Below are 25,050 nucleotides of genomic sequence, written 5' to 3'. Positions count from 1 at the left end.
CCCGCTGTGAGCACCGAACTCACCGATCGGGCCCCTTCGCGCGTCATAGACCCCGCGAGAGGATGGGGTCATGACCGGGATGGACGAAGAAACGGCCGAGCGCGCGACAGAGTTCCCTCCCTCCGTGGGCCGGGTGGCGACGCGCTCGTTGGCGCACGCGGGGATCACCACGTACGCGCAGCTCGCGACGCACACCGAGAAGGAGCTCCTCGCCATCCACGGCGTCGGCCCGAAGGCGATCCGCCTCCTCGGAGAGGAGCTTCGTGCGCGCGGCCTGGGCTACAGAGACGCCTGATCGAGTGCCGGCTTCTCTCCGTGACCCGTCAGAGACCCGAGATCGCGAGTTGAAGGACGCCGATCAGGTTCTCGCTCGGATCGCGGAGCTTCAGGAAGGTGGCGAAGCCGGCGTCGTCGAGGCTCACGATCCTGACCCCCTCGCGGGCGCATCGATCGGCGAACTCGTCGATCCGCTCCGATCGGAGGAAGAAGACGGGCCTCTGCTCCCCGTTCACCAGGATCTGCGCGGGCCGGTGGTCGATCGCCTCCCACAGCATGAGGTCGGGGCCGCCGTCGAGACGCAGCAGGGCGCTGTCGCCGTAACCGTCCAGGAGTCGGAAGCCGAGGACGCGCGCGTACCACTCGATCGACTCCTGGAGGTCCGTCACCGACAGCTGGACGTGGTCGAGCCCTTGCACGGCGGCGGTCATGAGATCTGGCTCCTCTGTCGGTGTCTCCCGACAACCTACCGAGGCCACGGGCGAGGACTCACCGGCCACGCCGCGGGAGCGTTCCGCTTCGCGGGGCAAGCCGGGCCGACGGGGAGGCGGTCACGGCCGGTGGAGGGGACCATGAACCGGCCGTGACCATGATGCGGCACGCATCCTGGCGCGGGGCTGGTCGTGTATACCCCTCACGAGCACTCGCGACGAGTGCGCCACCAGCCCCGCACGGCCCAACATATCCGGGCGCTTCGGACCGGGCTCTGTCGGGTAGGGGTTTCACCGTATCCTGCCGCTACCGTCGGCCGCACCGCCTCGCCTCAGCAGCACTCGGGCGGCTCGCCCGGCGCGCGTTCCTGCCAGGATGATCGCGTGATCGGACAGCGGTACGTGTGGCTGGGCGTCGGCGAGACCGGCTATCCGATCCGCCGCGCCGACTATCTGGCCTCGTTCTTCGACACCGTCGCCTTCCGACTGTAAGGAGGAGCGCGGGGCAGTCTCTTCCCGACGGTCGCATGGCTCTACGAACACGGACACCTCGGGCCCTCCGCCGCGACTCACGCCCGCACCGAGCTTCGTCATATCTTTGACGCGCTCCGCGCGCTGCCCCCGACCGACGTCGTCTGGACCATCGACGACCCCACTCGTCCCCCGCCCTGGGACGAGTACCCGACTTACCCGGCCGAGACCCTCGCCGACTGGCACAGCACTGCGGACGGCCATCACCTCATGACCGTCGTGGACACCGCTCTCGAGACCTCGATCCGAACAGGGCACCCCCTGCGCATCGTCTGAGCCGAAGCCCCTCCGTTGCCGGGAACCGCGTGGACTCCCCCTCACGGGCACACTGCGGGATTCCCCCGCTCGTCGCGTCGCCCCGAGCGTACGCGGCGCGGGCACCTCGCGGACGGGCTTGCCGGGAGAGAATACGAAAAAACCCTGGAAAACCAGGGTTTTTTGTGGACCTGAGGGGACTCGAACCCCTGACCCCCTGCATGCCATGCAGGTGCGCTACCAGCTGCGCCACAGGCCCAGATGCTGTTCGCGGCCTCCCGCGACAACTCCTTGAGCTTACTACACGCGCCGGACCTCGCGCGAATCCGGACGCCGTTCCGCTCCTCCGGGAGTGTCGCCTCTTACGCACCGGGCCGGATGGTCAGGTCGGTCAACTGCGCATCGCGGGGAAGATCGAGAGCCGTGAGGATGCTCGTCGCGACGGACTCCGGGTCGATGAACCGCGTCGGGTCGTACGGCTGCCCCTCCTGCTGGTGCACCCGTTCCTGCATCGGGGTCGCCGTCCGTCCGGGGTACACCGAGGTCACGCGCACGCCGTGCGCCTCCTCTTCCGACCGGAGCGCATCGGCGAGGGCACGCAGGCCGTGCTTGGACGCCGCGTACGCACCCCATCCCGCGTGCGCGCGCAGACCCGCGCCCGAGTTCACGAAGAGCACCTGACCCTTCGCCACGCGGATGAGCGGAAGCAGCAGACGGGTAAGCTCGGCCGGTCCGACCAGGTTCACAGCGAGCTGCTGCTCCCAGGACGACGCGGGCGTCTCCCCCACGGGCCCGAGATCGACGACGCCCGCGACGTGAACGAGCGCATCGATCCGCTCGGGCAGGCTCTGCTGGGACAGCGCCCAGGAGATCCGCCCCGGGTTCGCCAGATCCGCCACCATCGTGCGCACCCCGGGGAAGCGCTCCGCCAGGGTGCGCGCACGGCCGGCGTCCCGCGCCAGGAGGACGAGGTCGTCGCCGCGCTCATGGAGTCGTCGGGTGAGGGCTTCCCCGATGCCGGAACCGGCACCGGTGAGGAGGGTCAACGGCATACGTCCATCGTCGCACGCCGCGTCGGATCGACCGACTACTCCCCGACCGCCCGGCCGGGCTGGGCCGCTTCGATCGGGACGACCGGGCAGTCCTTCCACAGCCGCTCCAGACCGTAGTACGTGCGCTCCTGCTCGTGGAACACGTGCACGATGAGGTCACCGAAGTCCAGCAGGACCCACCGCGCTTCGTCGCGACCCTCGCGGCGCACACGTTTGTGTCCCGCCTCGATGAGCCGGTCCTCGACCTCGTCCGCGATCGCGGCGACGTTGCGCTCGCTGTTCCCGGTCACGAGCAGGAAGATGTCGACGAGCGGCAGCGGCTCCGACACGTTGAGGGCGAGCAGGTCCTCCCCGCCCTTGGAGAGCGCGGCCTCGGCGGCGATCTGCAGCATCTCGGTCGCGGACGCCGCCGACTGCATCACGAGAAGACCCCCGTGGTGATCGCGACGATGAGCGCTCCCACGAGCGCCACCGCGAGTGCGCCCGCGGTGATGGTCAACGCGATCATCAGCTTGTTGCTCTTCTCCGGCTCCGGCGGGCGGATCACCTCGCCGGCGGGCTTGATCGTGCTGATCGCGGAGCTCGCCGCGATCGGCGTCGGCGACGAGGCGGGCGGCAGTTCGCCGTCCACGAGGACGGCGTCCACCTCCTTGCCGTCGGCCGTGCCGCGCGCATGCCCCTGCGAACCCAGGCCCTCGGGCAGCTCATAGCTCCCCGTGACGAGGATCTCCCCCGTCGCTGCGACGGGACCGGAGAGGGAGCCGACGCCGGGCGCCTGCTGGAAGATCAGCGCGTTCGGCGCCGAGTGCTGGGAGCCGCCGTCCGAGGAGAGAAGCTCGTCGAAGGAGCGCTGGGGACCGGACCCGGCATCGTCGGTGGACAGCACGGCCTCGCCGAACCCCCGTCGGACGATCGGACGGTGCGGGCCCTCGTCGGTGTCGGCGCCCGTCTGCGGCGCATCCGAGGCGGGTGCGGGCTCCTTCGACCCGGCAGGGGCGGAGTCACGCTCGGGTGTCGGGTTCTCGATCGGAGCAGGCGGCGTCGGGGTCGCTCGGGGAACCTCCGACACGATCGGCTCGTCCGTCGCGCGCGCCTTCTCCGCCCCGCCGCGGACCTCCGCCCGAGTGCTGCGGTGCGGGTCCGGTGCGGTCGGTTCCGGCTTCTGGCCGCTCTTCTGCGCCGGCGCGGGCGGAGCCGGCTCCTCCTCGACCACGGGGACCGAGGCGGTGCGGACGCGCTCCTGCTCCCGGATCTGACGCCGCGTCAACGGCGCCGAGCCTGAGGCCTCGGCCTGATCGTGCTCCGCCGGGGCCTCCGGTTTCGGCTCTTCCTGGACGGGAGCGACCTCTTCGAGGCCGGCGGCCTCCGTCGCCTCCGGCTGCGGCGTCGCCGGGGCGGACGCGGCCGCCTGCGCGTTCTTCGCGGCGTCCGCCTCCTCGGGGGTGATGACCGTCGTCGCGCCGGTGAGCCGTGCTTCCCGCATCTGCTTGCGGGTGAGGGGGGCACCCCCGCGCTGATCCGATGTGCTCATGCCTTGCTCCGATACAGATGATGCTTCGCGATGTACTGGACGACCCCGTCGGGAACGAGATACCAGACCGGATCGCCATCGCGCACCCGCGCCCGGCAGTCCGTGGACGAGATGGCCAGGGCGGGGACCTCGAGCTGACTGATGTCCTCGGTGGGAAGTCCGTCGGTGCTCAGGACGTGCCCCGGTCGGGAGACGGCGACGAAGTGGGCCAGATCCCACAACTCATCATGGTCCCTCCAGCTGAGAATCTGCGCCACGGCGTCTGCACCCGAGATGAAGAAGAACTCCGCATCCGGCCGCTCGCGTTTCAAGTCCCGGAGGGTGTCGATCGTGTACGTGGGCCCCTCGCGGTCGATGTCGACGCGGCTCACGGTGAAGCTCGGGTTCGACGCGGTCGCGATGACCGTCATCAGGTACCGGTGCTCGCTGGCGGTGACGTTGCTCTTCTGCCAGGGCTGACCGGTGGGCACGAAGACCACCTCGTCCAGGTCGAACGAGTGCGCGACCTCGCTGGCGGCGACCAGGTGCCCGTGATGGATCGGGTCGAAGGTCCCGCCCATCACGCCGATGCGCGGCGCTCGCGAGGTCGTCGTCATCCCCGAGGCCTAGTGGCCGTGCCCCGTTCCGTGCCCGTCCTTGCCGTGCGCCGCGGCCCATGCCTCGGCCTTGGCGGAGTGCCGGTTGGCGACGTTGCGGTAGGACAGCGTGACCAGACCCAGCGCGGTGAACGTGACCGCCGCGATGATCCCGAAGATGACAGTGTCCAGCGCCACGTTGCCGTGGTGCTCCGCTTCAGCGGTGGCCATCGCGATCTGTGCGACGAGGTTCATCGATACTCCAAGGGGTGACCGGGCGGATTCCGCCCCTCAGTCTAGCCCTCAGCCGCGCGTCTGACCGGCTCCACGCGCCAACCACTTCGTGCTGGTCAGCTCGGAGAGCCCCATCGGGCCGCGGGTGTGCAGTTTCTGGGTCGAGATCCCCACCTCCGCACCGAAGCCGAACTCGCCCCCGTCCGTGAAGCGGGTGGACGCGTTGGCCATGACCACCGCCGAGTCGACCTCGGCCAGGAAGCGCTCGGCGTTTCGGGCGTCCGTCGTGATGATGGACTCCGTGTGTCCGGTGCTGTAGGTGCGGATGTGGGCGAGCGCCTCGTCCAGGGAGTCCACGACGCGCATCGCCAGGTCCAGGCTCAGGTACTCCGTGGCCCAGTCCTCCTCCGTCGCCGGCACGATGTCCGCGCCCAACCGGACGACGTCGTCGTCGCCGTGCACCGTCACTCCGTGCTCGGCCAGGGCGCCGGTCACGAGCGGGACCAGGCGTTCAGCGGCCGGCCGCAGGACCAGCACCGTCTCGACCGCGTTGCAGACGCTGGGGCGCTGCACCTTGGCGTTGACCACGATGTCCCGTGCCCAGTCCTCCGGGGCGGTCTCGTCGAGGACGATGTGCACGTTGCCCGCCCCCGTCTCGATCACCGGCACCGTCGACTCGGTCACGACGGTCTCGATCAGCGACGCACTGCCCCGCGGGACGAGCACGTCGATGAACCCTCGGCCGTGCATGAGCGCCCGCGCCCCCTCCCGCCCGAAGTCGTCGACGGTCTGGATCGCCTCGGGCGTGAGCCCGTTCCGGGAGACGGCCTCGCGCATGATCGACACCAGCGCGGTGTTCGACTCCCGCGCCGCACTGCCTCCGCGCAGCACCACGGCGTTGCCGGAGCGGAGGGCCAGGGCCGCGATGTCGACGGTCACGTTGGGGCGTGCTTCATAGATCACCCCGACGACACCGAACGGCACGCGGACCTGCTCCAGGGCGACGCCATTCGGCATCCGGTGGCCTCCGACGACCTGGCCGATCGGGTCCGGCAGCGCCGCCACCTCCCGCACGGCCGACGCCAGGGCGGCGATGCGCGTCTCGTCGAGGCGCAGGCGATCACGCAGCGCGTCGCTCAGCCCCTCGTCCCTGCCGCGCTCCAGATCCCGGTCGTTGGCGGCGATGATGCGCGCCGAGGCGCCCTCGATCGCATCGGCCACGGCGTGCAGGAGCCGTGCCTTCTCGTCACTCGTCAGCCGCGCGGTCGCGCGCGAGGCGTCCTTGGCCCGCCGCATCCGCTCCTGCGGGCCGTCGGCCGCCGAGACGGCGTCGTCGGGGACGGGGGCGATCACGGCTTCCACGCTCATGCGGTCAGTGTATCGACCCCGGAACGGTGCGGATCCGCGCGTGACGGCCGCCGAGACGAGCGGGACGGCTCAGCGGGAGGCCGGAGCCGCGGGCTCGAACCAGGTGCCGATCTCGTCGCCGTCCAAGGCCCGCCCCACGAGGTCCGCGCTCGTGACGAGCACGCCGATCCCGGACGACGCGGCCAGGCGTGCAGCGGACGCCTTGGTCGCGGCGCCTCCGGTTCCCACGCCGTTGACCACGCTGGCGCCGAACTCCAGCCCGGACAGGTCGGCACCCGCGGGCACGAAGGCGATCGGCTCCGCGGAGGGGTCCGACGGCGGCTTGGTGTACAGCGAGTCGACGTCGCTGAGCAGCACGAGCGCGTCGGCGCCGACGAGCTGCGCCACGAGCGCGCCCAGCCGGTCGTTGTCGCCGAAGCGGATCTCCTGGGTGGCGACCGTGTCGTTCTCGTTGACGATCGGCAGCACGCGCAGCCCGAGGAGCCGCTCCATGGCCCGTCGCGCGTTCGAGCGCGACGTCGGGTGCTCCAGGTCTCCGGTGGTCAGCAGCACCTGTCCCGCGACGATCCCGTGGGGCTGGAGCGCCTGCTGGTACCGATAGACGAGGACGTTCTGTCCCACCGCGGCGGCGGCCTGCTGCGTGGCCAGATCCGTCGGGCGGGCGTCCAGGCGCAGCAGCGGGATGCCGCTCGCGATCGCACCGGAGGAGACGAGCACGACCTCGGTCCCGCGCGCGTGGGCCGCCGCCAAGGCTTCGACGATCACCGGGATCCGCCACGCCGACTCGCCGCTGATCGAGGAGGAGCCGACCTTCACGACGATCCGCTCGGCCGTCGCCAGCTCGGCGCGGGAGCGAGCGGTCATTCCTCGTCCTCCGCCGGGACCCCCTTGGTCGCACGGCGCTCGGCCTCCAGCTCCGCGCGCGCGGCGGCCTTGGCGTCCATCCGCTCGTGGTACTGCTCGCGACGCTGGCTGGTGGTGCGCCGGGTGTTGGGATCGAAGCGCGGGTCGAGGCCGCGCGGCGTGCCGATCAGCTCGGCCGCCGACGAGATCGACGGCTCCCAATCGAAGACGATGCTGTCGCCCGGCCCGATGACGACGGTCGAGCCCGCCGTCGCTCCGAGGCGGAACAGCTCGTCCTCCACACCCAGCTTCTCCAGGCGATCGGCGAGGTAGCCGACGGCCTCCTCGTTCTGGAAGTCCGTCTGCTGGACCCAGCGCACGGGCTTCTCGCCCAGGATCCGGTAGACGTTGCCGTAGCTGCCGCCCTCGACACGGATCTCGAAGTCCCGCTCCGCCCCGCGCGGACGGATCACGACGCGCTCCGGAACGACCTCGACGGCCTGCTCGGCGCGGTGCCGGTCGACGATCTCCCCCAGCGCGAAGGAGAGCGGACGCAGTCCCTCGCGCGACACGGTGGAGATGTCGAAGACGCGGAATCCGCGGGCCTCGATGTCCGGACGCACCATCTCGGCGAGCTCACGCGCCTCGGGGACGTCGATCTTGTTCAGGGCGACGAGCTGCGGACGCTCCAGCAGCGGCACCTGGCCTTCGGGGACCTGGTACGCCGCCAACTCGGCGAGGATCACGTCGAGATCCGACAGCGGATCCCGCCCCGGCTCCAGCGTCGCGCAGTCGATGACGTGCAGCAGCGCCGAGCAGCGCTCGACGTGGCGGAGGAACTCCAGCCCGAGCCCGCGGCCCTCGCTGGCCCCTTCGATCAGGCCGGGCACGTCGGCGATCGTGTAGCGCGAGTCGCCGGCCTGTACGACGCCGAGATTCGGGTGCAGGGTCGTGAACGGGTAGTCGGCGATCTTCGGACGTGCCGCGGAGAGCGCGGCGATCAGACTGGACTTGCCCGCCGACGGATACCCGACCAGCGCCACGTCGGCGACCGTCTTGAGTTCGAGGACGACATCCCCCTCGAACCCGGGGGTGCCCAGCAGCGCGAATCCGGGCGCCTTGCGCTTCGGGGTCGCGAGCGCGGCATTGCCCAGGCCGCCCTGCCCGCCCCGGGCCACGACATATCGCTGCCCCGGCTGGACCAGGTCGACGAGCACCTCGCCGGACGGGCTCTTCACGACGGTGCCCACCGGCACCGGGAGCTCGAGGGTCTCGCCGGCGTAGCCGGAACGGTGATCGCCCATCCCGAAGCCGCCGTTGCCTGAGGAGCGGTGGGGCGAGTGGTGGTAGGAGAGCAGGGTTCCGGTCTGCGGGTCGGCCACGAGCACGATGTCGCCCCCGTCCCCGCCGTTGCCGCCGTCCGGGCCGCCCAGCGGCTTGAACTTCTCGCGGTGCACGGAGACGCAGCCGTTGCCGCCCTTGCCCGCACGCAGATGCAGCGTGACGGTGTCGACGAACGTGACCATGGCGGGATTCTCCTCGTGCTGTGCGCCGCTTCAGCGGGCGCGTTTCTCAGGCCGGACGGCGGTCGGCTCACCGGCGGATACGCGGACGGGGCGAGCCGAAGCCCGCCCCGTCCGGTGTCTCGCTGTCTGCGAGCGACTTACTCGCCCGCGACGATGTTGACGACCTTGCGGCCGCCCTTCGTGCCGAACTCGACCGCGCCGGCGGCGAGGGCGAACAGCGTGTCGTCGCCACCACGGCCGACGTTCACGCCGGGGTGGAAGTGCGTGCCGCGCTGACGGACGAGGATCTCGCCGGCGTTGACGGCCTGGCCGCCGAAGCGCTTCACGCCGAGTCGCTGTGCATTGGAGTCACGACCGTTGCGGGTCGAGCTCGCACCCTTCTTGTGTGCCATTTCTCAGCTCCTCTTGGTGCTTACTTGATGCCGGTGACCTTGACGCGCGTGAGCTCCTGACGGTGGCCCTGGCGCTTCTTGTAGCCGGTCTTGTTCTTGAACTTCTGGATGACGATCTTCGGGCCGCGGAGGTGGCTGACGACCTCGGCGGTGACCTTGACCTTCGCGAGCTTGTCGGCGTCGGTGGTGACCGTGTCGCCGTCGACGAAGAGAACAGCCGGCAGCTCGATCTTGTCGCCCTGGGCTGCCTGGACGCGGTCGAGCTGGACGATCGTGCCGACCTCGACCTTCTCCTGCCGACCACCGGCGCGCACTACTGCGTAAACCACTTCACACCTGTTTTTCATTGGGGAGCTCTGGGCTCCGTTACTCTCACGGGAAGACTGTGCTGTGCTTCGCGCCACGAGCAGAGGGACCGCAGTGGCGGGCGCGATGGGCAACCTCCGCACGCCCGAGTGGGACAGACGCGCGGTGCACCAAGGAGCTACTTTACCGGATCCGGGCGGCATCGCGCAAAGCAGGCGCCCCGTGTCGCGAGCCGTCGCGCCCGGGGTCCGCCCGCACGCGATCCGCCTAGGATCGGCGCATGGCGATCCTCATCGACGATCCGGTCTGGCCCGCGCACGGGCGACTGTGGGCTCACCTCGTGAGCGACGAGAGCGTCGAGGAACTGCACGCGTTCGCGTCGGCGCACGACCTGCCCCGGCGTGCGTTCGACCTCGACCACTACGACGTCCCGGAGGACGCGCTCCCCCGGCTCATCGCCGGCGGAGCGCGTCACGTCACGGGCAAGCAGCTCGTTCGGGCGCTGATCGCCTCAGGACTCCGCGTCCGCGCCCGGGACCGACGGGGCTGAGCCCTCGTCCGTCCCCGTCGGTGCGCCCGGAGTGTGCACCACGGCCGTGCCGGCGGACAGCGCCGCCGTCGTCACGCGACGACGCGCACGCCCCTGGCCCGGGGCCTTGGGCTCCGGGAGCGCATCGAGAACGGAGTCCAGCAGCTGCTCGGTCTCGGTGCGCGGCGCCTTGCTGCGCTCGGGGCGCTTCTTGCGCGCCTTCTTCGGGCGCTCCGCCTCGACAGGCACGACCGGGGCCGTATCGGCGACGACCGGTGCCGCCCCGCCTGCGCGCGTCGAGGCGGCGATCTGCGCGAGCGCCGACTTCGCCCCCTCGGGGATCGCGTGGGTCCCGCCCTGCGGCGACGGCGCGGCGGCGGGAGCCGCGGAGGCGGAGCCGCCCCGCTGGCGACGGCCGGATCCGTTGGACGACGCCGCGCGGTGCTTGACCACCGGGTCGTGGTGGACGATGATCCCGCGCCCGGCGCACACCTCGCACGGTTCACTGAAGGTCTCGAGAAGGCCCAGGCCCAGCTTCTTGCGGGTCATCTGGACGAGGCCCAGCGAGGTCACCTCGGCGACCTGGTGCTTCGTGCGATCCCGGCTCAGGCACTCGACCAGGCGGCGCAGGACGAGGTCGCGGTTGGACTCCAGCACCATGTCGATGAAGTCGACGACGATGATGCCGCCGATGTCGCGCAGACGCAGCTGTCGCACGATCTCCTCGGCCGCCTCGAGGTTGTTCTTGGTGACGGTCTCCTCGAGGTTTCCGCCGGATCCGACGAACTTCCCGGTGTTGACGTCGACGACGGTCATGGCCTCGGTGCGGTCGATCACCAGCGAGCCGCCCGACGGCAGCCACACCTTGCGGTCCAGCGCCTTCTCGATCTGCTCCGTGATCCGGTAGGCGTCGAACGGATCGACCTCGTCCTCGTAGGTCTCGACGCGCTCCAGCAGGTCCGGCGCCACGCTCTCCAGGTAGGAACGGATCGTGCGCCCGGCGTCGGCGCCCTGGATCAGCATCTTCGTGAAGTCCTCGTTGAAGACGTCACGCACGATCTTGACCAGCAGGTCCGGCTCGGCGTGCAGCAGCGCGGGGGCCTGCTGCGTCTCCACCTGGCCGCGGATGTGCTCCCACTGGGCGGTGAGCCGCTGCACGTCGCGCGTGAGCTGGTCCTCGGTCGCACCCTCCGCCGCCGTGCGCACGATGACGCCCGAGGACTCCGGCAGGACCTCCTTGAGGATGCGCTTCAGACGCGCCCGCTCCGTGTCCGGCAGCTTGCGCGAGATCCCGTTCATCGAGCCGTTGGGCACGTAGACGAGGTAGCGGCCGGGCAGCGAGATCTGACTGGTCAGCCGCGCGCCCTTGTGCCCGACCGGGTCCTTCGTGACCTGGACGAGCACCTTGTCGCCGGGCTTGAGGGCCAGCTCGATGCGGCGGGGCTGGTTGCCCGTCTCGACGCCGTCCCAGTCCACCTCGCCGGAGTACAGCACCGCGTTGCGACCGCGACCGATGTCGACGAACGCGGCCTCCATGCTCGGCAGCACGTTCTGGACGCGACCGAGGTACACGTTGCCGATGAGCGACGCGTCCTGGTTGCGGGCCACGTAGTGCTCGACGAGGACGTTGTCCTCGAGCACGGCGATCTGCGTGCGGCCGTTCTTCGAACGGACCACCATCTCGCGGTCCACGGCCTCGCGGCGCGCGAGGAACTCGGCCTCGGTGACGACCGGCCGACGACGTCCTGCGTCGCGACCGTCGCGGCGGCGCTGCTTCTTGGCCTCCAGTCGCGTCGAGCCCTTGATCCGCTGCGGCTCGGTGATGTACTCGACGACCCGCTGACGCTGACGCGGCTGGTCGCCGCCCTGCTCGTCGGCGTCGGACCCCCCGCCACGACGGCGGCGCCCGCGACGCGACGACGACCCGCCGCCCTGCTCCTCGTCGGCGTCCCGGTCGCGCTCACGCCCGGGACGCGCCGGGAGCGGCACGATCTCGGGCGCGTAGAAGTGCAGCTGCGTGGACACGCGGGAGACGAACACCTCGGGAAGGAGACCGAGGCTCACGGCCGTCACCGGCCGCTCGGGCTCCGGCTCGGGCTCAGGCTCGGGCTGCTGCTCTCCCGCAGCGTCCTGCGGCGTGCCCGTGGCCTCGGCCGGATCGCTCTGCGCGTCGTCCGTCAGTGCACCGCCCGTCTGCGCCTCGGGCTCAGCGGACGGATCCGCCTCGGCCGGCTGGCTCTCGGGCTCAGCGGACGGGTCCGCCTCGGCCGGCGTCGTCTCGACGGCGTCCTCCGTCGAGACCGGCGCGTCGTCGACCGGCGCCTCCGCGGACCGGTCCGTGCCCGCGGTCGCCACGAGGGGCTCGTCGCTCACGGCCTCGGCGCCGTCCTCCTCCTGCTCGCCGGCCTCCTGCTCGCCGGCCTCCGAGGCCGGCTCGGCCCCGGGCACGGCCGGATCGTCGCCGCCGGAGTCCCGCTGCGCCCCCTCGGGGGTCAGCGGAAGCAGCGCATCCAGGTCGAGGGTAGGGGTGTTGTCATCATTCACTTCGCCCATTGCCGGCGTACTCCCTGCGCGTCGGCTCTGCCGCCGCGGAATCTCATGCAGCGCTCGCGAGCCCTGCGTACTGAACGGTCTGCGATCGGCGAGGACGCTCTGATCGCGATGGAGGCGTTCGCCTCCGAAGTCTGCGTGCGATGCCTCCCCCGGCACCGGCCGGGTCGAGCATCCCCCTCATTATCGCACCTCGGCGTGTTCTTCGCGGCACCGACGGAGCCGCGACCTGGTTTCTCCCGGACGATCCCACCCTGGTCATAGCGACGCGCTGGCATAATCCGAGGCATGACAGCGCAGCGCACCCGCCCGGTCGGATACGCCATCTGGCTCATCGTCGCGAGCGTGGTGGGATGGTGGGCGGCGTTCCAGCTGACCCTCGACAAGATCATCCAGCTGGAGAACCCCGACGCCGTGCTGGGCTGCAACATCAGCGTGATGATCCAGTGCGGGAAGAACCTGGACTCGTGGCAGGGAGAGGTGTTCGGCTTCCCGAACCCGATCATCGGCCTCACGGGCTGGATGGCGCCGATGGTCGTCGGCGTGGCATTGCTCGCGGGTGCACGGTTCCCCCGCTGGTTCTGGGGGGCCTTCGGCGCGGGCGTCACCTTCGCGTTCGGCTTCGTGTGCTGGCTGATCGGGCAGAGCCTCTACGCGCCGAACCTCGGCGTCCTGTGCCCGTGGTGCATGCTGACCTGGGCCGTGACGATCCCCACCTTCTTCGCGACGGTCCTCCATCTGTTCCGCAACGGGACGTTCTCGTCCTCGCCGACGGTGAAGGCCCGGGCCGCGCGGCTGATGGCCTGGGTCCCGCTGGCCACGATCCTCGCGTACGCGGTCGTGATCCTGCTGGCGCAGCTGCGCGGCCTCGACCTCCTCGGCGAGGTGGCCGGCCTGCTCTTCTGACGGAGGCCTCCGACGGGAAGACCCCGCTCCCTGCGAACAGGGGCGGGGTCTTCGCCTGTCGTCGGAGTGCTCAGCCGAACCAGATGCCGAGCTCGCGGGCCGCAGACTCGGGGCTGTCGGAGCCGTGCACGAGGTTCTGCTGCACCGCCAGGCCCCAGTCCCGACCGAAGTCGCCACGGATGGTCCCGGGGGCCGCGGTCGTCGGGTCGGTGGTGCCGGCGAGCGAGCGGAAGCCCTCGATCACGCGGTTGCCCGCGAGTCGGATCGCCACGGACGGACCGGACATCATGAACTCGAGCAGCGGCTCGTAGAAGGGCTTGCCCGCGTGCTCGGCGTAGTGCGCCTCCAGCACCTCGCGGTCCGGCTCGACGAGGCGGATGTCGACCAGGGCGTACCCCTTGGCCTCGATGCGCGCCAGGATCGCACCGGTCAGGCCGCGGGCGACGCCGTCCGGCTTGACGAGGACGAGGGTCTCTTCCGTGGGCATGTCACTCACTCTCTGTCTGCGCACCCGGTCGGTGCGCGGGGTCAGGGGTCGGGCCGCCGGCGGCCCGGGCGGCGCGGTCCACGCGCCCACCCGCGATCATCGCATAGGCCCACATGCCGCCGAAGATCACCGCGATGACGAGCATCGCGGGGACCAGCAGAGCGGATGCCAGCACGACGACCTGCAGGATCCATCCCAGCACGATCCCCGAGCGCGAGCCCAGCAGACCCGCCGCGACGATCATCGCGACCGCGACGACGGCGCCGCCGACGATCGCCCACCAGGGCTCGATCGCGGGGGGCAGGGCGCGCAGGCCGAAGACGGTCAGGCCGCCCAGCCCCACGACGATCGCCTCGAACCCCAGCACGATCGCGCCGAGCTTCTGCGCCAGACCGCGCGGCGCACGGGAACGGGTGGTCCGCGTCATGCGCGCCACCCGCTCTTCCAGTCCTCGTCCTCCGACAGGGTGATCGCCTCGCCGGCGAGGACGACGGAGCCCGCGATGATCACCGCGCGCCGATCCGAGGAGGATGCCCATTCACGGGCGGCGTCGGCGGCGTCGGCGAGCGACGGATGCACCGTGACGCGCGTCCCCGTGCGCTCGACGAGGTCGGCGATGCCGTCCGCATCCGTGGCGCGCTCGGAGTCGGGAGCCGTGGCGAAGACCTGCGCGGCCAGGGGCGCGAGCACCTCGACGATGCCCGCGGCGTCCTTGTCGGCGAGGACCCCGAGCACCAGCCCCCATTCGTCGAAGTCGAAGCTCTCGCGCAGTGCCTGGGCGAGGGCCCGGGCGCCGTGCGGGTTGTGCGCCGCGTCCACGACGACCGTGGGCGACACCCCGAGCAGCTGCAGCCGCCCCGGCGAGCTCGCGCCCTGGAGCCCCTCGGCGAGGACCCCGCCGGTGATCGCGCGCTCCGCGCCTCCGATGAGGGACTCGACGGCGGCGATCGCGAGCGCCGCGTTGAACCCCTGGTGGGCGCCGTACAGCGGCAGGTACTCCTGCTCGTACTGGCCGGCGAGTCCCCGCACCGTGATCTGCTGACCGCCCACCGCGAGCCGCTGCTCCACGAGAGCGAACCCCTCGCCCTCGAAGGCGATCGGAGCGTCGCGCTCCGCGGCGACGCGCCGCAGCACCTCCTCGGCCTCGGGCGTCTGCCGCGCGGAGACCACGAAGGCACCGTCCTTGATGATCCCCGCCTTCACCTCGGCGATCGCCGCGATGGTGGCGCCGAGCCGGTCCGCATGATCGAGATCGATCGGCGCGAACACCGCCACGTCGCCGTCCGCGGTGTTGGTGGAGTCCCAGGTCCCGCCCATCCCGACCTCCAGCACCAGCACGTCCACGGGGGCGTCCGAGGCCGCGACGAACGCGAGCGCGGTGAGGAGCTCGAAGAAGGTCAGCGGCGCGTCACCGGCCGCCTCGAGCTCGGCGTCGACGATCGCGACGAACGGGTCGATCTCCTCCCATGCCTCCGCCACGGCGGCGTCGTCGATCGGCTGACCGTCGATCATGATCCGCTCGGTGAACCGCTCCAGATGGGGACTGGTGAACAGCCCGGTGCGCAGCCCGTGGGCGCGCAGGAGACTCTCGATCATCCGTGCCGTGGAGGTCTTGCCGTTCGTCCCGGTGACGTGGACCACGCGGTACGTCTTCTGCGGGTCGTCCAGCAGCTCCAGCAGCCGCGCGGTCCGTTCCTTGCGCGGCTGCACCCACCGCTCGCCCGCGCGCGCGAGCAGCGCGCTGTAGACGGCGTCGGCCCGCTCTCTGTCGTCGGTCACCGCGACTCCTCCCCATCGGTCTCGAGGCCGCGGCCCGGTCCGACCCGGCCCACCGCGACGGTGAAGTCACCCGCGTTGGCGTAGGTCCCCGCGGGCATCGTCGCCTCGTGCTCGGCCGGCACCGACACGTCTCCGTCCTCGACGAGCGCCTCCGCGCCGAACCGGACCGCGGAGGCGAGGGCCAGGGTCTCCCCCGCCACATCCGCCTGAGCGAACGCGGAGGCCACGGCGTCCGCATCGCCCCGGTCCGCGAACGTGAGCACGAGGGCGATGCGGTCGCTCACGTCGAACCCGGCGTTCTTCCGGGTGTCCTGCACGGCGCGGATGACGTCCCGGGCGAGCCCTTCCGCCTCCAGCTCGGGGGTCGTCGTGGTGTCCAGCAGCACGAATCCCCCGCTGGGCACCACGGCGAGCGCCTCGCCCTCGGGACGGCCCGAGGTCTCCAGCGCGAGCTCGTACTCCCCTTCCCGCAGCTCGATCCCGTCGGCGGTGACCACGCCGCCCTCCTCGGTCCAGAATCCGGCCTTCGCAGCCTGGATGACCTTCTGCACCTCTTTGCCGAGACGGGGCCCCAGTGCCCGCGCGTTGACGCTCAGCCGGTGGCTGATCCCGTACTCCGACGCGGTGGCGGGCGTCTGCGCCACGAGCTCGACCGACTTGACGTTGAGCTCTTCACGGAGGATGTCCTCGAACGGGGCGAGGGCCGCCGCGTGCGGCGAGACCACGGTGAAGCGCGCGAGCGGCAGGCGCACCCGCAGCTTCTCCTTCTTGCGCAGGGCGTTGCCGACGCTCGACAGCTCGCGGACGGCGTCCATCGCGTCCCGCACGTCGTCGGCGCGGGGGAACAGGTCCGCGTCCGGCCAGTCCGTCAGGTGGACGCTGCGACCGCCGGTGAGCCCCTGCCAGACGCGCTCGGTGACGAGCGGGGCGAGCGGGGCCGCGACGCGCGTGAGCGTCTCCAGGACGGTGTACAGGGTGTCGAACGCCTCGCGGCTGGACGGATCGTCGGTGACGCCGAGCCAGAAGCGATCACGCGAGCGGCGGATGTACCAGTTCGTGAGCACCTCGGCGAAGTCACGCAGACGACCGGCCGCGGTGGTCGAGTCCAGCCCCTCCAGGTCGGCGCGCACGCCCCGCACGAGGTCGCCGGTGCGCGCGAGGATGTAGCGGTCGAGGACGTCCGCGGAGTCTGTGCGCCAGGTCGCGGTGTAGCCCTGCGGCGTCTCGCCTCCCTTCGCTCGCTCGACGACCGGAAGAGCGGCGTTGGCGTAGGTGGCGAAGAAGTACCACGAGTTCCACAGCGGCAGCAGGAACTCGCGCACCCCCGCACGGATGCCCTCCTCGGTGACGGACAGGTTCCCGCCGCGAAGCACCGAGCTCGACATGAGGAACCACCGCATGGCGTCCGAGCCGTCGCGGTCGAACACCTCGGACACGTCGGGGTAGTTGCGCAGCGACTTGGACATCTTGTAGCCGTCGGAGCCGAGCACGATGCCGTGGCAGCTCACGCCGGTGAAGGCCGGCCGATCGAACAGCGCCGTCGACAGCACGTGCATGACGTAGAACCACCCGCGGGTCTGCCCGATGTACTCCACGATGAAGTCCGCGGGCGCGTGCGAGTCGAACCACTCCTGGTTCTCGAACGGGTAGTGCACCTGCGCATACGGCATGGATCCCGAGTCGAACCACACGTCGAAGACGTCCTCGATGCGGCGCATCGTGCTCTTGCCCGTCGGGTCGTCGGGGTTCGGCCGCGTGAGCTCGTCGATGTACGGGCGGTGCAGATCGATCTCGCCCTCGGGGTTGCGCGGGAGCGCCCCGAAGTCGCGCTCCAGCTCCGCCAGCGAGCCGTAGGCGTCGACGCGCGGGTACTCGGGGTCGTCGCTCTTCCAGATCGGGATGGGCGACCCCCAGTAGCGGTTGCGGCTGATCGACCAGTCGCGCGCGCCCTCCAGCCACTTGCCGAACTGGCCGTGCTTGACGTTCTCGGGGACCCAGGTGATCTGCTCGTTGTTGGCGAGCAGGCGGTCCTTGATGTCGGTGACCCGGACGAACCAGCTCGACACCGCCTTGTAGATCAGGGGGTTCCGGCAGCGCCAGCAGTGCGGATAGGAGTGCTCGTAGCTCTGCAGGCGCAGCAGGCGCCCGGCGGAGCGGAGCAGCCGCACCAGCGGCGTGTTCGCGTCCATCCACAGCTCGCCCGCCACATCGGTCACGTGCGGGAGGAACCGCCCGCCGTCGTCGAGGGAGAGGATCGTCGGGATCCCCGCCGCCTCGGCGACGCGCTGGTCGTCCTCGCCGTACGCGGGGGCCTGGTGGACGATTCCGGTGCCGTCGCCGGTGGTGACGTAGTCGTCGACGAGGATGCGCCAGGCGTTCCCCGTCCCCCAGGTCTCCGTGTCGGCGTAGTAGTCGAACAGGCGGTCGTACGCGACGTCGGCCAGCTCCGCACCGAGGTGCGTGGCCTCGACGGCGGCGAGCGCGTCCTCCGCCGACGCGTATCCGAGGTCCTTGGCGTAGCCGGCCAGGAGCTCCCGCGCGAGCAGGTAACGGTGGGCGGCGGACTCCGCCGCCGCGTCCTGCGCATCGGCGGCGTGGGTGTCGGCGGCGCCGTCCGGGCCGGCGGGCAGGACCACGTACGCGATCTCGGGCCCCACGGCGAGCGCCAGGTTCGTGGGCAGCGTCCACGGCGTCGTGGTCCAGGCGAGCGCGCGCACGCCGGTGAGGCCGAGGGCCTCCGCCTTGGCGCCGGTGAGCGGGAAGGTCACCGTCACGGACGGATCCTGGCGCATCTTGTACACGTCGTCGTCCATGCGCAGCTCGTGCGCGGACAACGGCGTCTCGTCGCGCCAGCAGTACGGCAGCACACGATAGCCCTCGTAGGCGAGGCCCTTGTCGTAGAGCGTCTTGAACGCCCACAGGACGCTCTCCATGTAGCCGAGGTCGAGCGTCTTGTACCCGCGCTCGAAGTCGACCCACCGGGCCTGGCGGGTGACGTAGTCCTGCCACTCCCGGGTGTACGTGAGCACGGAGGCGCGGGCCTTGGCGTTGAAGACGCCGACGCCCATCTGCTCGATCTCGTCCTTCTCGGTGATGCCGAGCTGCTTCATCGCCTCGAGCTCGGCGGGAAGGCCGTGCGTGTCCCAGCCGAAGACGCGGTCGACCTTCTTGCCGAGCATGGTCTGGAACCGGGGGAAGAGGTCCTTGGCGTAGCCCGTGAGCAGGTGCCCGTAGTGCGGCAGGCCGTTGGCGAAGGGCGGGCCGTCGTAGAACACCCACTCCTCGGCGCCCTCCCGCTGCGAGATCGACGCACGGAAGGTGTCGTCGGACTTCCAGAACGCGAGCACGTCGCGCTCGATCTCCGGGAAGCGCGGGCTCGGAGTGACGGCGGCCGGACCGAAAGCGGATCCGGCGGAGGTCTCGGTCCCGGACGCGGCCGAGGTGCGGGGGTAGGTCATCGTCTCTCGCAGTGTCGTGGCGGTGGCTGCTTGCGAGGACGACTCCGGGACACCCGATCCGTGGAGCCGCGGTACCACCCCGCGTGATCCCGGCGAACGATGCGCCGGGACCCACTCTCACTGCGGCGATGACGGGCCTGCCCCGCCCGGTTCTACTGACCTCGATCGCGAGCTTCTCGAGGCGTTCTTCCGGGAGCTCCCCGGTGATGGCCGGATCACAGCTTTGCGCCCAGTGTACCCGCAGCACGAGCGGCGCGGAGCCGGTGTCGGTCGCCCCGCCTAGGCTCATCCCATGGCCCGCACCCCCGCTTCCCCCGTCGCTCCCCGTGTCTCGCCGCCGGATCTTCCCTCCGCGCTCGCGCCGGCCGCCCCCGCTCGGCGTGCCGACCTGGTCGCCGCCCGGCTCGACCTGCACGGCGAGGTCGACCTCGCCCATGCGACGCTCGAGCAGTGCGTGCTCTCGGCCGACGCCGACGCCGTGGACATGACGGGCGCGACCCTCCTCGACGTCGACGTCTCGGACGCCCGGATCGCGTCGCTCGGGCTCCGCAACGCCACGGTTCGGCGGCTCCGCCTCGCCCGGGGTCGGATCGGGACGCTCGACCTCAGCGGGGCGCACGTCTCCGAGCTCGAGCTGCGCGACCTGCGCATCGACTACCTCACGCTCGGCGGGGCGACGGCGCACGACGTGCTCGTCGTCGACACGTCGATCCGCACGCTCGACGTGCCCCGGGCCGAGCTCGCGCGGGTGCGCTTCGAGGGATGCCGCAGCGACGAGGTCGACACGCGCGGCCTCCGCGCCTCCGACGCGGATCTGCGCGGCCTCGACGCGCTCGCCTACACCGACACGAACAGCCTCCGCGGCATCACCATCACGGCGTTCCAAGTGCAGCAGCTGGCTCCGGCGCTCGCGGCGGGCGCCGGCATCCTCGTCACGGACTGAGGAGGTCCTTCCGCTCCCCGTGCGCGGACGACGCGGCGAGCAGCTCGCGGGTGAACGGATGCTGCGGCGCCGCGAAGACCTGCGCCATCGTGCCCTGCTCCACGATGCGTCCGCGCTGCATGACCGCGACGTCGTCGGCGACGGCCGCGACGACGTCGAGGTCGTGGGACACGAAGACCATGGTCAGCGCCCGTTCCCGCTGCAGCCGGCGCAGCAGCTCGAGCACCCTCTCGCGCACCGTCGGGTCCAGGGCCGACACCGGCTCGTCCAACACCAGGATCCGCGGGTCTGCAGCCAGTGCCCGGGCGATGGCGACGCGCTGGCGCTGGCCTCCCGACAGGGCGGAGGGACGCCGCCCGGCGACTTCCGGGTCCAGACCCACCTCCGCGAGGAGCCGACGCGCCCGTCCAGCCCGATGCGCACGCGGGACTCCCGCGGCCTCCAGCGCCTCGCGGATCGAGCGGCCGACGCTCCATCGGGGATCGAGGGCGCCCCGCGGGTTCTGATGCACGAGCTGCGGCCGCCCGCCGCCGGAGACGGACTCGTCCGCGACCCGGATGAGCCCCGTGTCGGCGGACTCGGCGCCCACGATCATCCGGGCGAGCGTCGTCTTGCCCGAGCCCGACTCGCCCACCAGCCCGAGGGTCCGACCGCGCACGACCCGAAGATGCACGTCGAGCACGGCGGGCACCCCTCCGTAGGACTTCGATGCACCCACCGCCGACACGACGACCTCGGCGTCGGCGCCAGACGGCACCGACGGGCGGGGCCGGTGCCGGCTCGCGGCGACGAGCGCGCGCGTCTGGTCGTGCTGGGGGTCCCGCATCACGGCGGCGACCTCGCCCCGCTCGATCACCCGCCCTCCGCTGAGCACCAGCACGCGGTCGGCGACCCGCTCCACGGCAGCGAAGTCGTGGCTGATGAACACGATGGCTCGCCCGGAGTCCGCGAGGTGCCGCAGAAGCCCCAGGACGCGCGCCTGGACCGTCGCGTCCAGGGCGGTCGTCGGCTCGTCGGCGACGAGCACGCGGGGGTCTGCGGCGAGCGCGGAGGCGATGAGGGCGCGCTGTCGCAGCCCTCCGGAGAGCTCGTGGGGTCGCTGGCGGGCACGGCGCGCGGGATCGGGCACGGCGACCTCGGCGAGCAGGTCGACGGCGCGGGCGCTTCGGCCCGCCCGGGAGAGCCGGGTGTGGATCGCCAGGGGCTCGGCGACCTCGGCGCCGACCGTGCGCAGCGGATCCAGCGAGACGAGCGCGTCCTGCGAGACCAGCGCGATGGTATCGCCGCGGAACCGACGCCAGGACCGCTCGGAGGCGCCTCGGGCGTCCCGGCCCGCGATCCGCAGCTCGTCGCACTCGACCCGGGCGCCTGACGGCGTCAGCCCGAGCAGCGCGGCGGCGGTCAGCGACTTTCCTGCGCCGGACTCCCCGACGATCGCCACGCACTCACCGGGCGCCACGTCGAAGGACACTCCGTCCACGAGCCGTGCGCCGCCCAGGCGCACCGAGAGGTTCCGCACGCGCAGAGCGGGCTCCTGGGCACCGGTCATGCCGTCCTCCCCTCTGCTCTCGCCCGAAGGAGTCTGCCGACGACCGTCGCAGCGACGACGGTCAGCGTGATGGCCGCGCCGGGGAAGACGGAGATCCACCAGGCCTGTCCGAGGACGTTGCGGCCGCCGGCGAGCATCAGCCCCCATTCCGGCTGCGGCTCCGCGGGACCGAGACCGAGGAAGCTCAGCCCGGCCGCGGCGAGGATGCTCGACCCGATCCCGATGGTCGCGAGGACGCTCAGGGCGCCGAGGACGCCGGGGACCACGTGGCGGGCGAAGGTGCGCACGGGACCGATCCCGAGGATCCGTGCGGCCTCGACGTGCTCCGCGGCCGCGAGGGCGCGGGTCTGCACGCGCCCCAGCCGCACGTACACCGGGACGGCGGCGATGGTCACCGCGACCGCGACGTTCGCCGTTCCCGGACCGAGGACCGCGACGACGACGAGTGCGACGAGGAACTCCGGGAAGGCGAGGAGCACGTCCGTCACCCGCATCGCCGCGGCGTCGACGAGTCTCGGCGCGACGCCCGACAGCACTCCGACGACCAATCCGACCGCGAGGGCCGCCGCGGTGGCGAGAAGGCCGATGCCGACCGAGCGTGCCGCGCCGTGGACGACCCGGGAGAACACGTCCCGGCCGCTCTGGTCGGTGCCGAACGGGTGGGCCGGCCCGGGCGGCTGAAGCGCCGAGCGGACGTCTGTCTGCAGCGGGTCGTGCGAGGTCAGCAGCTGCGGGGCGAGAGCGGCCACGGCCACCACGGCGAGGACCGCGAGAGCCGCGACGAGCAGGATGCGCCGCCCGAGGCTCATGACGCTCCTCCCGTCGCGTGCCCGGCTCCGCGGCCCGGATCCACGCGCTGGGACCTCGTCGGCGATGCCGGCCCCGGCGATCTCAGCCTCGGGTCGATCACGGGCTGGAGGAGGTCCACGAGCAGGTTCACGACCACGAACACGGCGGCGCTCAACAGGATGACGCCCCCGATCACCGGCAGGTCCCGGTTGGTGATGGCCGACAGGGTGACCCGTCCCAGACCGGGTCGGGCGAAGACGGTCTCGACGAGCACCGCGCCGCCCAGGAGGGAGCCGACGAGGTACGCGGCGAGCGTGACCGCGCCGGCGGCGCCGTGCCGGAGGGTATGGTGCGCGGCCAGACGCACCGGCCCGGCTCCCCGCGCCCGCACCGTCAGGGCGAACGGCTGGCGCTCCGCGGCCTCCACCCCGTCGCGCAGCACCTGCCCGAGCAGGGCGGCCACCGGCAGCGCGAGCGTCAGGGCGGGGAGGACGAGGGTCGCGGGGTTGCGCGCGCCCGAGACCGGGAACCAGCCGAGCCCGAAGGCGAAGACGCTGAGCAGGAGGAGCCCGATCCAGAACACCGGGGAGGAAAGGACGACGAGCTCGACAGCGGCCGTGATCCCGCGGGCCGCCGGGCCGCGGACGAGGAGCGCGACGGACACGGCGAGCACGACCGCGATGAGCAGAGCCAGTGCCGTGAGCTGGACGGTCGCGCCGAGCTGCCGACCGATCACCTCGGCGACCGGCATCCGGAGCTGGTAGGACTCGCCCAGGTCGCCGCGCAGCAGCTGGCCGAGGTAGGCGACGTACTGCTCCAGCGGCGGGCGGTCCAGACCGAGCTCCGCGCGGATCCGCTCTTTCACCGCCTCGCCCACCTGCGCCTGGGGGCCGAGCATGACCTCGACGGGGTCGCCGGGGATGACCCGGAACGCGAGGAAGGCGAGGGTCGCCGCGGCCCACAGCACGAAGACGACGGAGCCGATCGCCTCGGCGACCCGGATCAGGCGTCGTCGCACGGCGCCGCGCGCCTTCCGCGCCCGAGCACGCATCCCGCGTCGGCGCGGGTCAGTCGCCCACACGGACGCCGAAGAAGAGCGGGCGTCCGTAGAGGTCGTAACCCAGCCCCTGGACGCGCTCCCCCACCGCCGTCACGCTGGACGGGACGTAGAGCGGCACGATCGCCACGTGCTCCGCGTTCCACTCCTGAAGACCCCGGTAGATCTCGGCCCGGGCCGAGGCGTCCGTCGTGGCGACGGCCGCCTCGAGCTGGGCGTCGATCTGCGGGTCCGAGACCTGGGACGCGTTCTGGAATCCCTCGCTGTGCAGGTGGCTCCGGAGCAGATCGGCGTCGACCCCGGAGAAGCTCCAGTCCGTGAGGTCGAACGTCTTCGGCCCGTACTGCTCGTTGTAGGCGCCGGGCTCCAGCTTCTCGAGCTGGATCTCGAAGCCCACCTCGGCGAGATCGGACTGGATGGCGTTGGCCAGCGCCGCCCGGTCGTCGGGCACCGGCGTCCACGCGATCCACCGGGCGGAGAGGCGGGCGCCGTCCTTCATCCGGACGCCGTCGGCGTCGCGCTGGGTCCACCCCGCCTCGTCCAGCAGGCGGTTCGCCAGCTCGCGATCCATCGGCCAGGTTCCCTCGAGGTCGGCGTCGTAGCCGGGCGTCGTCGGACCGAGGATGCTCCAGGCCCGCGGGTACTCGCCGAAGAAGATCTTCTCGACGGACGCGTCGATGTCGATGGCCCGCGAGAAGGCCTGACGGACCCGCTGGTCCGCGAACACGCCGTGCTTCTCGTTCAGATAGAGCGAGTACGGCAGCCCCGGCTCCTCCTGCGCCTCGACGGTCACGCCGTCGCCGACCTCGGACACGAGGTTCGGCGGGATCTGGCTCACGAGATCGGCCTCACCGGACGACACCACCCCGACGCGCACGGACGGCTCGGGGAGGATCTGCACGCGCAGCGTCTCGAACCCGGGAGCCTCGGCCCCCTCCGGCGCCCAGGCGTAGTCGGCGTTGCGCGTGTAGACGATCTCCTGGTCCGGCGTGTAGTCGGTGAGCTCGAACGGCCCCGTTCCCACCGTGATCCCCGGGCCCCCGGCCTTCAGGTCGTCGGCGGAGGAGGCCAGGACCTTGGGCGAGTAGAACCCGAGCTGAGCGGTGCTGGCCGCCTGGAGGAACGGGGCGTACGGCTGCGAGAACCGCACCGTCACGGTGTGCGCGTCGACCACGTCGGTGCCCGCGTAGAACTCCCCGCCGAGCATGTTCGCGGCCTGCGCGGACTCCGTGGCGGGGTCGGCGATGCGGTCGAAGTTCGCCTTGACGGCTTCGGCGTCGAACGGCTCGCCGTCGTGGAACACGACGTCGTCACGCAGCTGGAACGTGTACTCGGTGCTGTCGTCCGAGACCGTCCACTCGGTCGCGAGCCACGGCACGAACGAACCGTCGGGCTTCTGGAACACGAGCGAGTCGAGCACCGCGCGCTGCACCATGGCCGAGATGTCCAGCTGGCTCGTCTGCGGATCCATGTGCCCGGAGGACAGCAGACTGCCGTCCACGCCCCAGACGACCTCGCCGGCGCCGTCGCCGGCGTCGGACGGAGCGGCGCAGGAGCTGAGCGCGAGGGCGGCGGCCGCGGACACGGCCAGGAGGGGCAGGAGGCGACGCCGGAGCGAGATGCGCATGAAGAGTCCTCGGGAAGAGCGGACGGAACCGTCCGATGACGGGTCCTCCCAGTCTA

The 25,050-nt window shown here is 71.6% G+C and carries 24 protein-coding genes, 1 tRNA gene and 1 pseudogene; 5 read left to right on the top strand and 21 right to left on the bottom strand.

All coding sequences use genetic code 11. From position 1 onward, the window contains the following. The first annotated feature begins 70 nt into the window (after positions 1-70). Positions 71-295 carry a helix-hairpin-helix domain-containing protein gene (locus tag V6R91_RS16395; protein WP_336396105.1) on the top strand — a complete coding sequence of 75 codons (225 nt, stop codon included), beginning with the start codon at positions 71-73 and terminating at the stop codon, positions 293-295. Positions 296-323: 28 nt separating this feature from the next. Here V6R91_RS16395 and V6R91_RS16390 read toward each other — a convergent pair whose 3' ends face one another. Continuing rightward, positions 324-707, bottom strand: a complete 384-nt coding sequence (locus V6R91_RS16390) for a VOC family protein (protein ID WP_336396104.1) — start codon at positions 705-707, stop codon at positions 324-326. Positions 708-1,220: 513 nt separating this feature from the next. Between V6R91_RS16390 and V6R91_RS36385 the strand changes: the two are divergent. Beyond that, positions 1,221-1,514: pseudogene (locus V6R91_RS36385) on the top strand (Imm70 family immunity protein); the annotation flags it as partial. 165 nt (positions 1,515-1,679) lie between these two features. On the opposite strand, the gene V6R91_RS16385 reads toward V6R91_RS36385, so the two are convergent. The 11 genes from V6R91_RS16385 to rplU all read right to left on the bottom strand — a co-directional run bounded on the left by V6R91_RS16385 (position 1,680) and on the right by rplU (position 9,343). Next, positions 1,680-1,752, bottom strand: a tRNA-Ala gene (locus V6R91_RS16385). 103 nt (positions 1,753-1,855) lie between these two features. Beyond that, the gene (locus tag V6R91_RS16380) at positions 1,856-2,545 is read right to left on the bottom strand and encodes an SDR family oxidoreductase (RefSeq protein ID WP_336396103.1); all 690 of its coding nucleotides are present in this window, start codon (positions 2,543-2,545) and stop codon (positions 1,856-1,858) included. 35 nt (positions 2,546-2,580) lie between these two features. After that, positions 2,581-2,964, bottom strand: coding sequence for a ribosome silencing factor (gene rsfS, locus V6R91_RS16375; protein ID WP_067242829.1), 384 nt, complete (start codon positions 2,962-2,964; stop codon positions 2,581-2,583). Continuing rightward, positions 2,964-4,076: a hypothetical protein gene (locus V6R91_RS16370; protein ID WP_271060578.1), complete on the bottom strand. Its 1,113-nt coding sequence runs from the start codon at positions 4,074-4,076 to the stop codon at positions 2,964-2,966. The genes rsfS and V6R91_RS16370 overlap by 1 nt, the downstream gene beginning before the upstream one ends. Further along, positions 4,073-4,672, bottom strand: coding sequence for a nicotinate-nucleotide adenylyltransferase (gene nadD, locus V6R91_RS16365; RefSeq protein ID WP_271060577.1), 600 nt, complete (start codon positions 4,670-4,672; stop codon positions 4,073-4,075). Before nadD ends, V6R91_RS16370 begins: the two co-directional genes overlap by 4 nt. Positions 4,673-4,681: 9 nt before the next feature. Continuing rightward, positions 4,682-4,906, bottom strand: coding sequence for a hypothetical protein (locus tag V6R91_RS16360; protein WP_067242806.1), 225 nt, complete (start codon positions 4,904-4,906; stop codon positions 4,682-4,684). A gap of 48 nt (positions 4,907-4,954) precedes the next feature. Then, on the bottom strand, positions 4,955-6,253 hold the full coding sequence (locus tag V6R91_RS16355) for a glutamate-5-semialdehyde dehydrogenase (protein ID WP_271060576.1): 1,299 nt from the start codon (positions 6,251-6,253) through the stop codon (positions 4,955-4,957). Positions 6,254-6,322: 69 nt separating this feature from the next. Beyond that, entirely contained in the window at positions 6,323-7,117 is a 795-nt protein-coding gene (gene proB / locus V6R91_RS16350) for a glutamate 5-kinase (RefSeq protein ID WP_336396102.1), read from the bottom strand. Further along, positions 7,114-8,622 (bottom strand): GTPase ObgE, encoded by a 1,509-nt coding sequence (obgE, locus tag V6R91_RS16345; protein WP_067242810.1) that lies wholly within the window; start codon positions 8,620-8,622, stop codon positions 7,114-7,116. Before obgE ends, proB begins: the two co-directional genes overlap by 4 nt. 137 nt (positions 8,623-8,759) lie before the next feature. After that, positions 8,760-9,014, bottom strand: a complete 255-nt coding sequence (gene rpmA / locus V6R91_RS16340) for a 50S ribosomal protein L27 (protein ID WP_067242812.1) — start codon at positions 9,012-9,014, stop codon at positions 8,760-8,762. A 20-nt stretch (positions 9,015-9,034) separates the two neighbouring features. Next, a complete protein-coding gene (gene rplU / locus V6R91_RS16335; RefSeq protein WP_169797632.1) occupies positions 9,035-9,343 on the bottom strand; it encodes a 50S ribosomal protein L21 in 309 nt (102 codons plus the stop codon). Positions 9,344-9,600: 257 nt separating this feature from the next. Here rplU and V6R91_RS16330 point away from each other — a divergent pair, with 257 nt between their 5' ends. Then, positions 9,601-9,870: a DUF4031 domain-containing protein gene (locus tag V6R91_RS16330; RefSeq protein WP_067242816.1), complete on the top strand. Its 270-nt coding sequence runs from the start codon at positions 9,601-9,603 to the stop codon at positions 9,868-9,870. On the opposite strand, the gene V6R91_RS16325 is transcribed toward V6R91_RS16330, so the two are convergent. Beyond that, a complete protein-coding gene (locus V6R91_RS16325; protein WP_336396101.1) occupies positions 9,832-12,402 on the bottom strand; it encodes an Rne/Rng family ribonuclease in 2,571 nt (856 codons plus the stop codon). The two genes, V6R91_RS16330 and V6R91_RS16325, sit on opposite strands and share 39 nt — an antisense overlap. 285 nt (positions 12,403-12,687) lie before the next feature. Between V6R91_RS16325 and V6R91_RS16320 the strand changes: the two genes are divergently transcribed. Further along, the gene (locus tag V6R91_RS16320) at positions 12,688-13,305 is read left to right on the top strand and encodes a vitamin K epoxide reductase family protein (RefSeq protein WP_067244818.1); all 618 of its coding nucleotides are present in this window, start codon (positions 12,688-12,690) and stop codon (positions 13,303-13,305) included. Positions 13,306-13,375: 70 nt separating this feature from the next. Here V6R91_RS16320 and ndk read toward each other — a convergent pair whose 3' ends face one another. Genes ndk through ileS form a run of 4 tightly spaced genes read right to left on the bottom strand, consistent with a single transcriptional unit; the run spans position 13,376 to position 19,029 of the window. Further along, positions 13,376-13,792: a nucleoside-diphosphate kinase gene (gene ndk / locus V6R91_RS16315; RefSeq protein WP_067244815.1), complete on the bottom strand. Its 417-nt coding sequence runs from the start codon at positions 13,790-13,792 to the stop codon at positions 13,376-13,378. Between the two features lies 1 nt (position 13,793). Continuing rightward, positions 13,794-14,219: a DUF4233 domain-containing protein gene (locus tag V6R91_RS16310; RefSeq protein ID WP_271060574.1), complete on the bottom strand. Its 426-nt coding sequence runs from the start codon at positions 14,217-14,219 to the stop codon at positions 13,794-13,796. Further along, entirely contained in the window at positions 14,216-15,571 is a 1,356-nt protein-coding gene (locus V6R91_RS16305; protein WP_336396100.1) for a bifunctional folylpolyglutamate synthase/dihydrofolate synthase, read from the bottom strand. Before V6R91_RS16305 ends, V6R91_RS16310 begins: the two co-directional genes overlap by 4 nt. Continuing rightward, positions 15,568-19,029 carry an isoleucine--tRNA ligase gene (gene ileS / locus V6R91_RS16300; RefSeq protein ID WP_336396099.1) on the bottom strand — a complete coding sequence of 1,154 codons (3,462 nt, stop codon included), beginning with the start codon at positions 19,027-19,029 and terminating at the stop codon, positions 15,568-15,570. The genes V6R91_RS16305 and ileS overlap by 4 nt, the downstream gene beginning before the upstream one ends. Positions 19,030-19,321: 292 nt before the next feature. On the opposite strand from ileS, the gene V6R91_RS16295 reads away from it, so the two are divergent. After that, a complete protein-coding gene (locus tag V6R91_RS16295) occupies positions 19,322-19,972 on the top strand; it encodes a pentapeptide repeat-containing protein (RefSeq protein ID WP_336396098.1) in 651 nt (216 codons plus the stop codon). On the opposite strand, the gene V6R91_RS16290 is transcribed toward V6R91_RS16295, so the two are convergent. Genes V6R91_RS16290 through V6R91_RS16275 form a run of 4 tightly spaced genes read right to left on the bottom strand, consistent with a single transcriptional unit; the run spans position 19,962 to position 24,994 of the window. Then, a complete protein-coding gene (locus V6R91_RS16290; RefSeq protein WP_336396097.1) occupies positions 19,962-21,521 on the bottom strand; it encodes an ABC transporter ATP-binding protein in 1,560 nt (519 codons plus the stop codon). The two genes, V6R91_RS16295 and V6R91_RS16290, sit on opposite strands and share 11 nt — an antisense overlap. Next, complete coding sequence (locus V6R91_RS16285; protein WP_336396096.1) at positions 21,518-22,330, bottom strand: ABC transporter permease; 813 nt, start codon at positions 22,328-22,330, stop codon at positions 21,518-21,520. Before V6R91_RS16285 ends, V6R91_RS16290 begins: the two co-directional genes overlap by 4 nt. Beyond that, positions 22,327-23,328: an ABC transporter permease gene (locus V6R91_RS16280; RefSeq protein ID WP_336396095.1), complete on the bottom strand. Its 1,002-nt coding sequence runs from the start codon at positions 23,326-23,328 to the stop codon at positions 22,327-22,329. The genes V6R91_RS16285 and V6R91_RS16280 overlap by 4 nt, the downstream gene beginning before the upstream one ends. Before the next feature lie 49 nt (positions 23,329-23,377). After that, entirely contained in the window at positions 23,378-24,994 is a 1,617-nt protein-coding gene (locus V6R91_RS16275; RefSeq protein WP_336396094.1) for an ABC transporter substrate-binding protein, read from the bottom strand. Positions 24,995-25,050: the final 56 nt, after the last annotated feature.

The organism is Microbacterium sp. CCNWLW41 (genome assembly GCF_037083505.1).
This window is presented reverse-complemented; position numbering and strand designations above follow the sequence as displayed.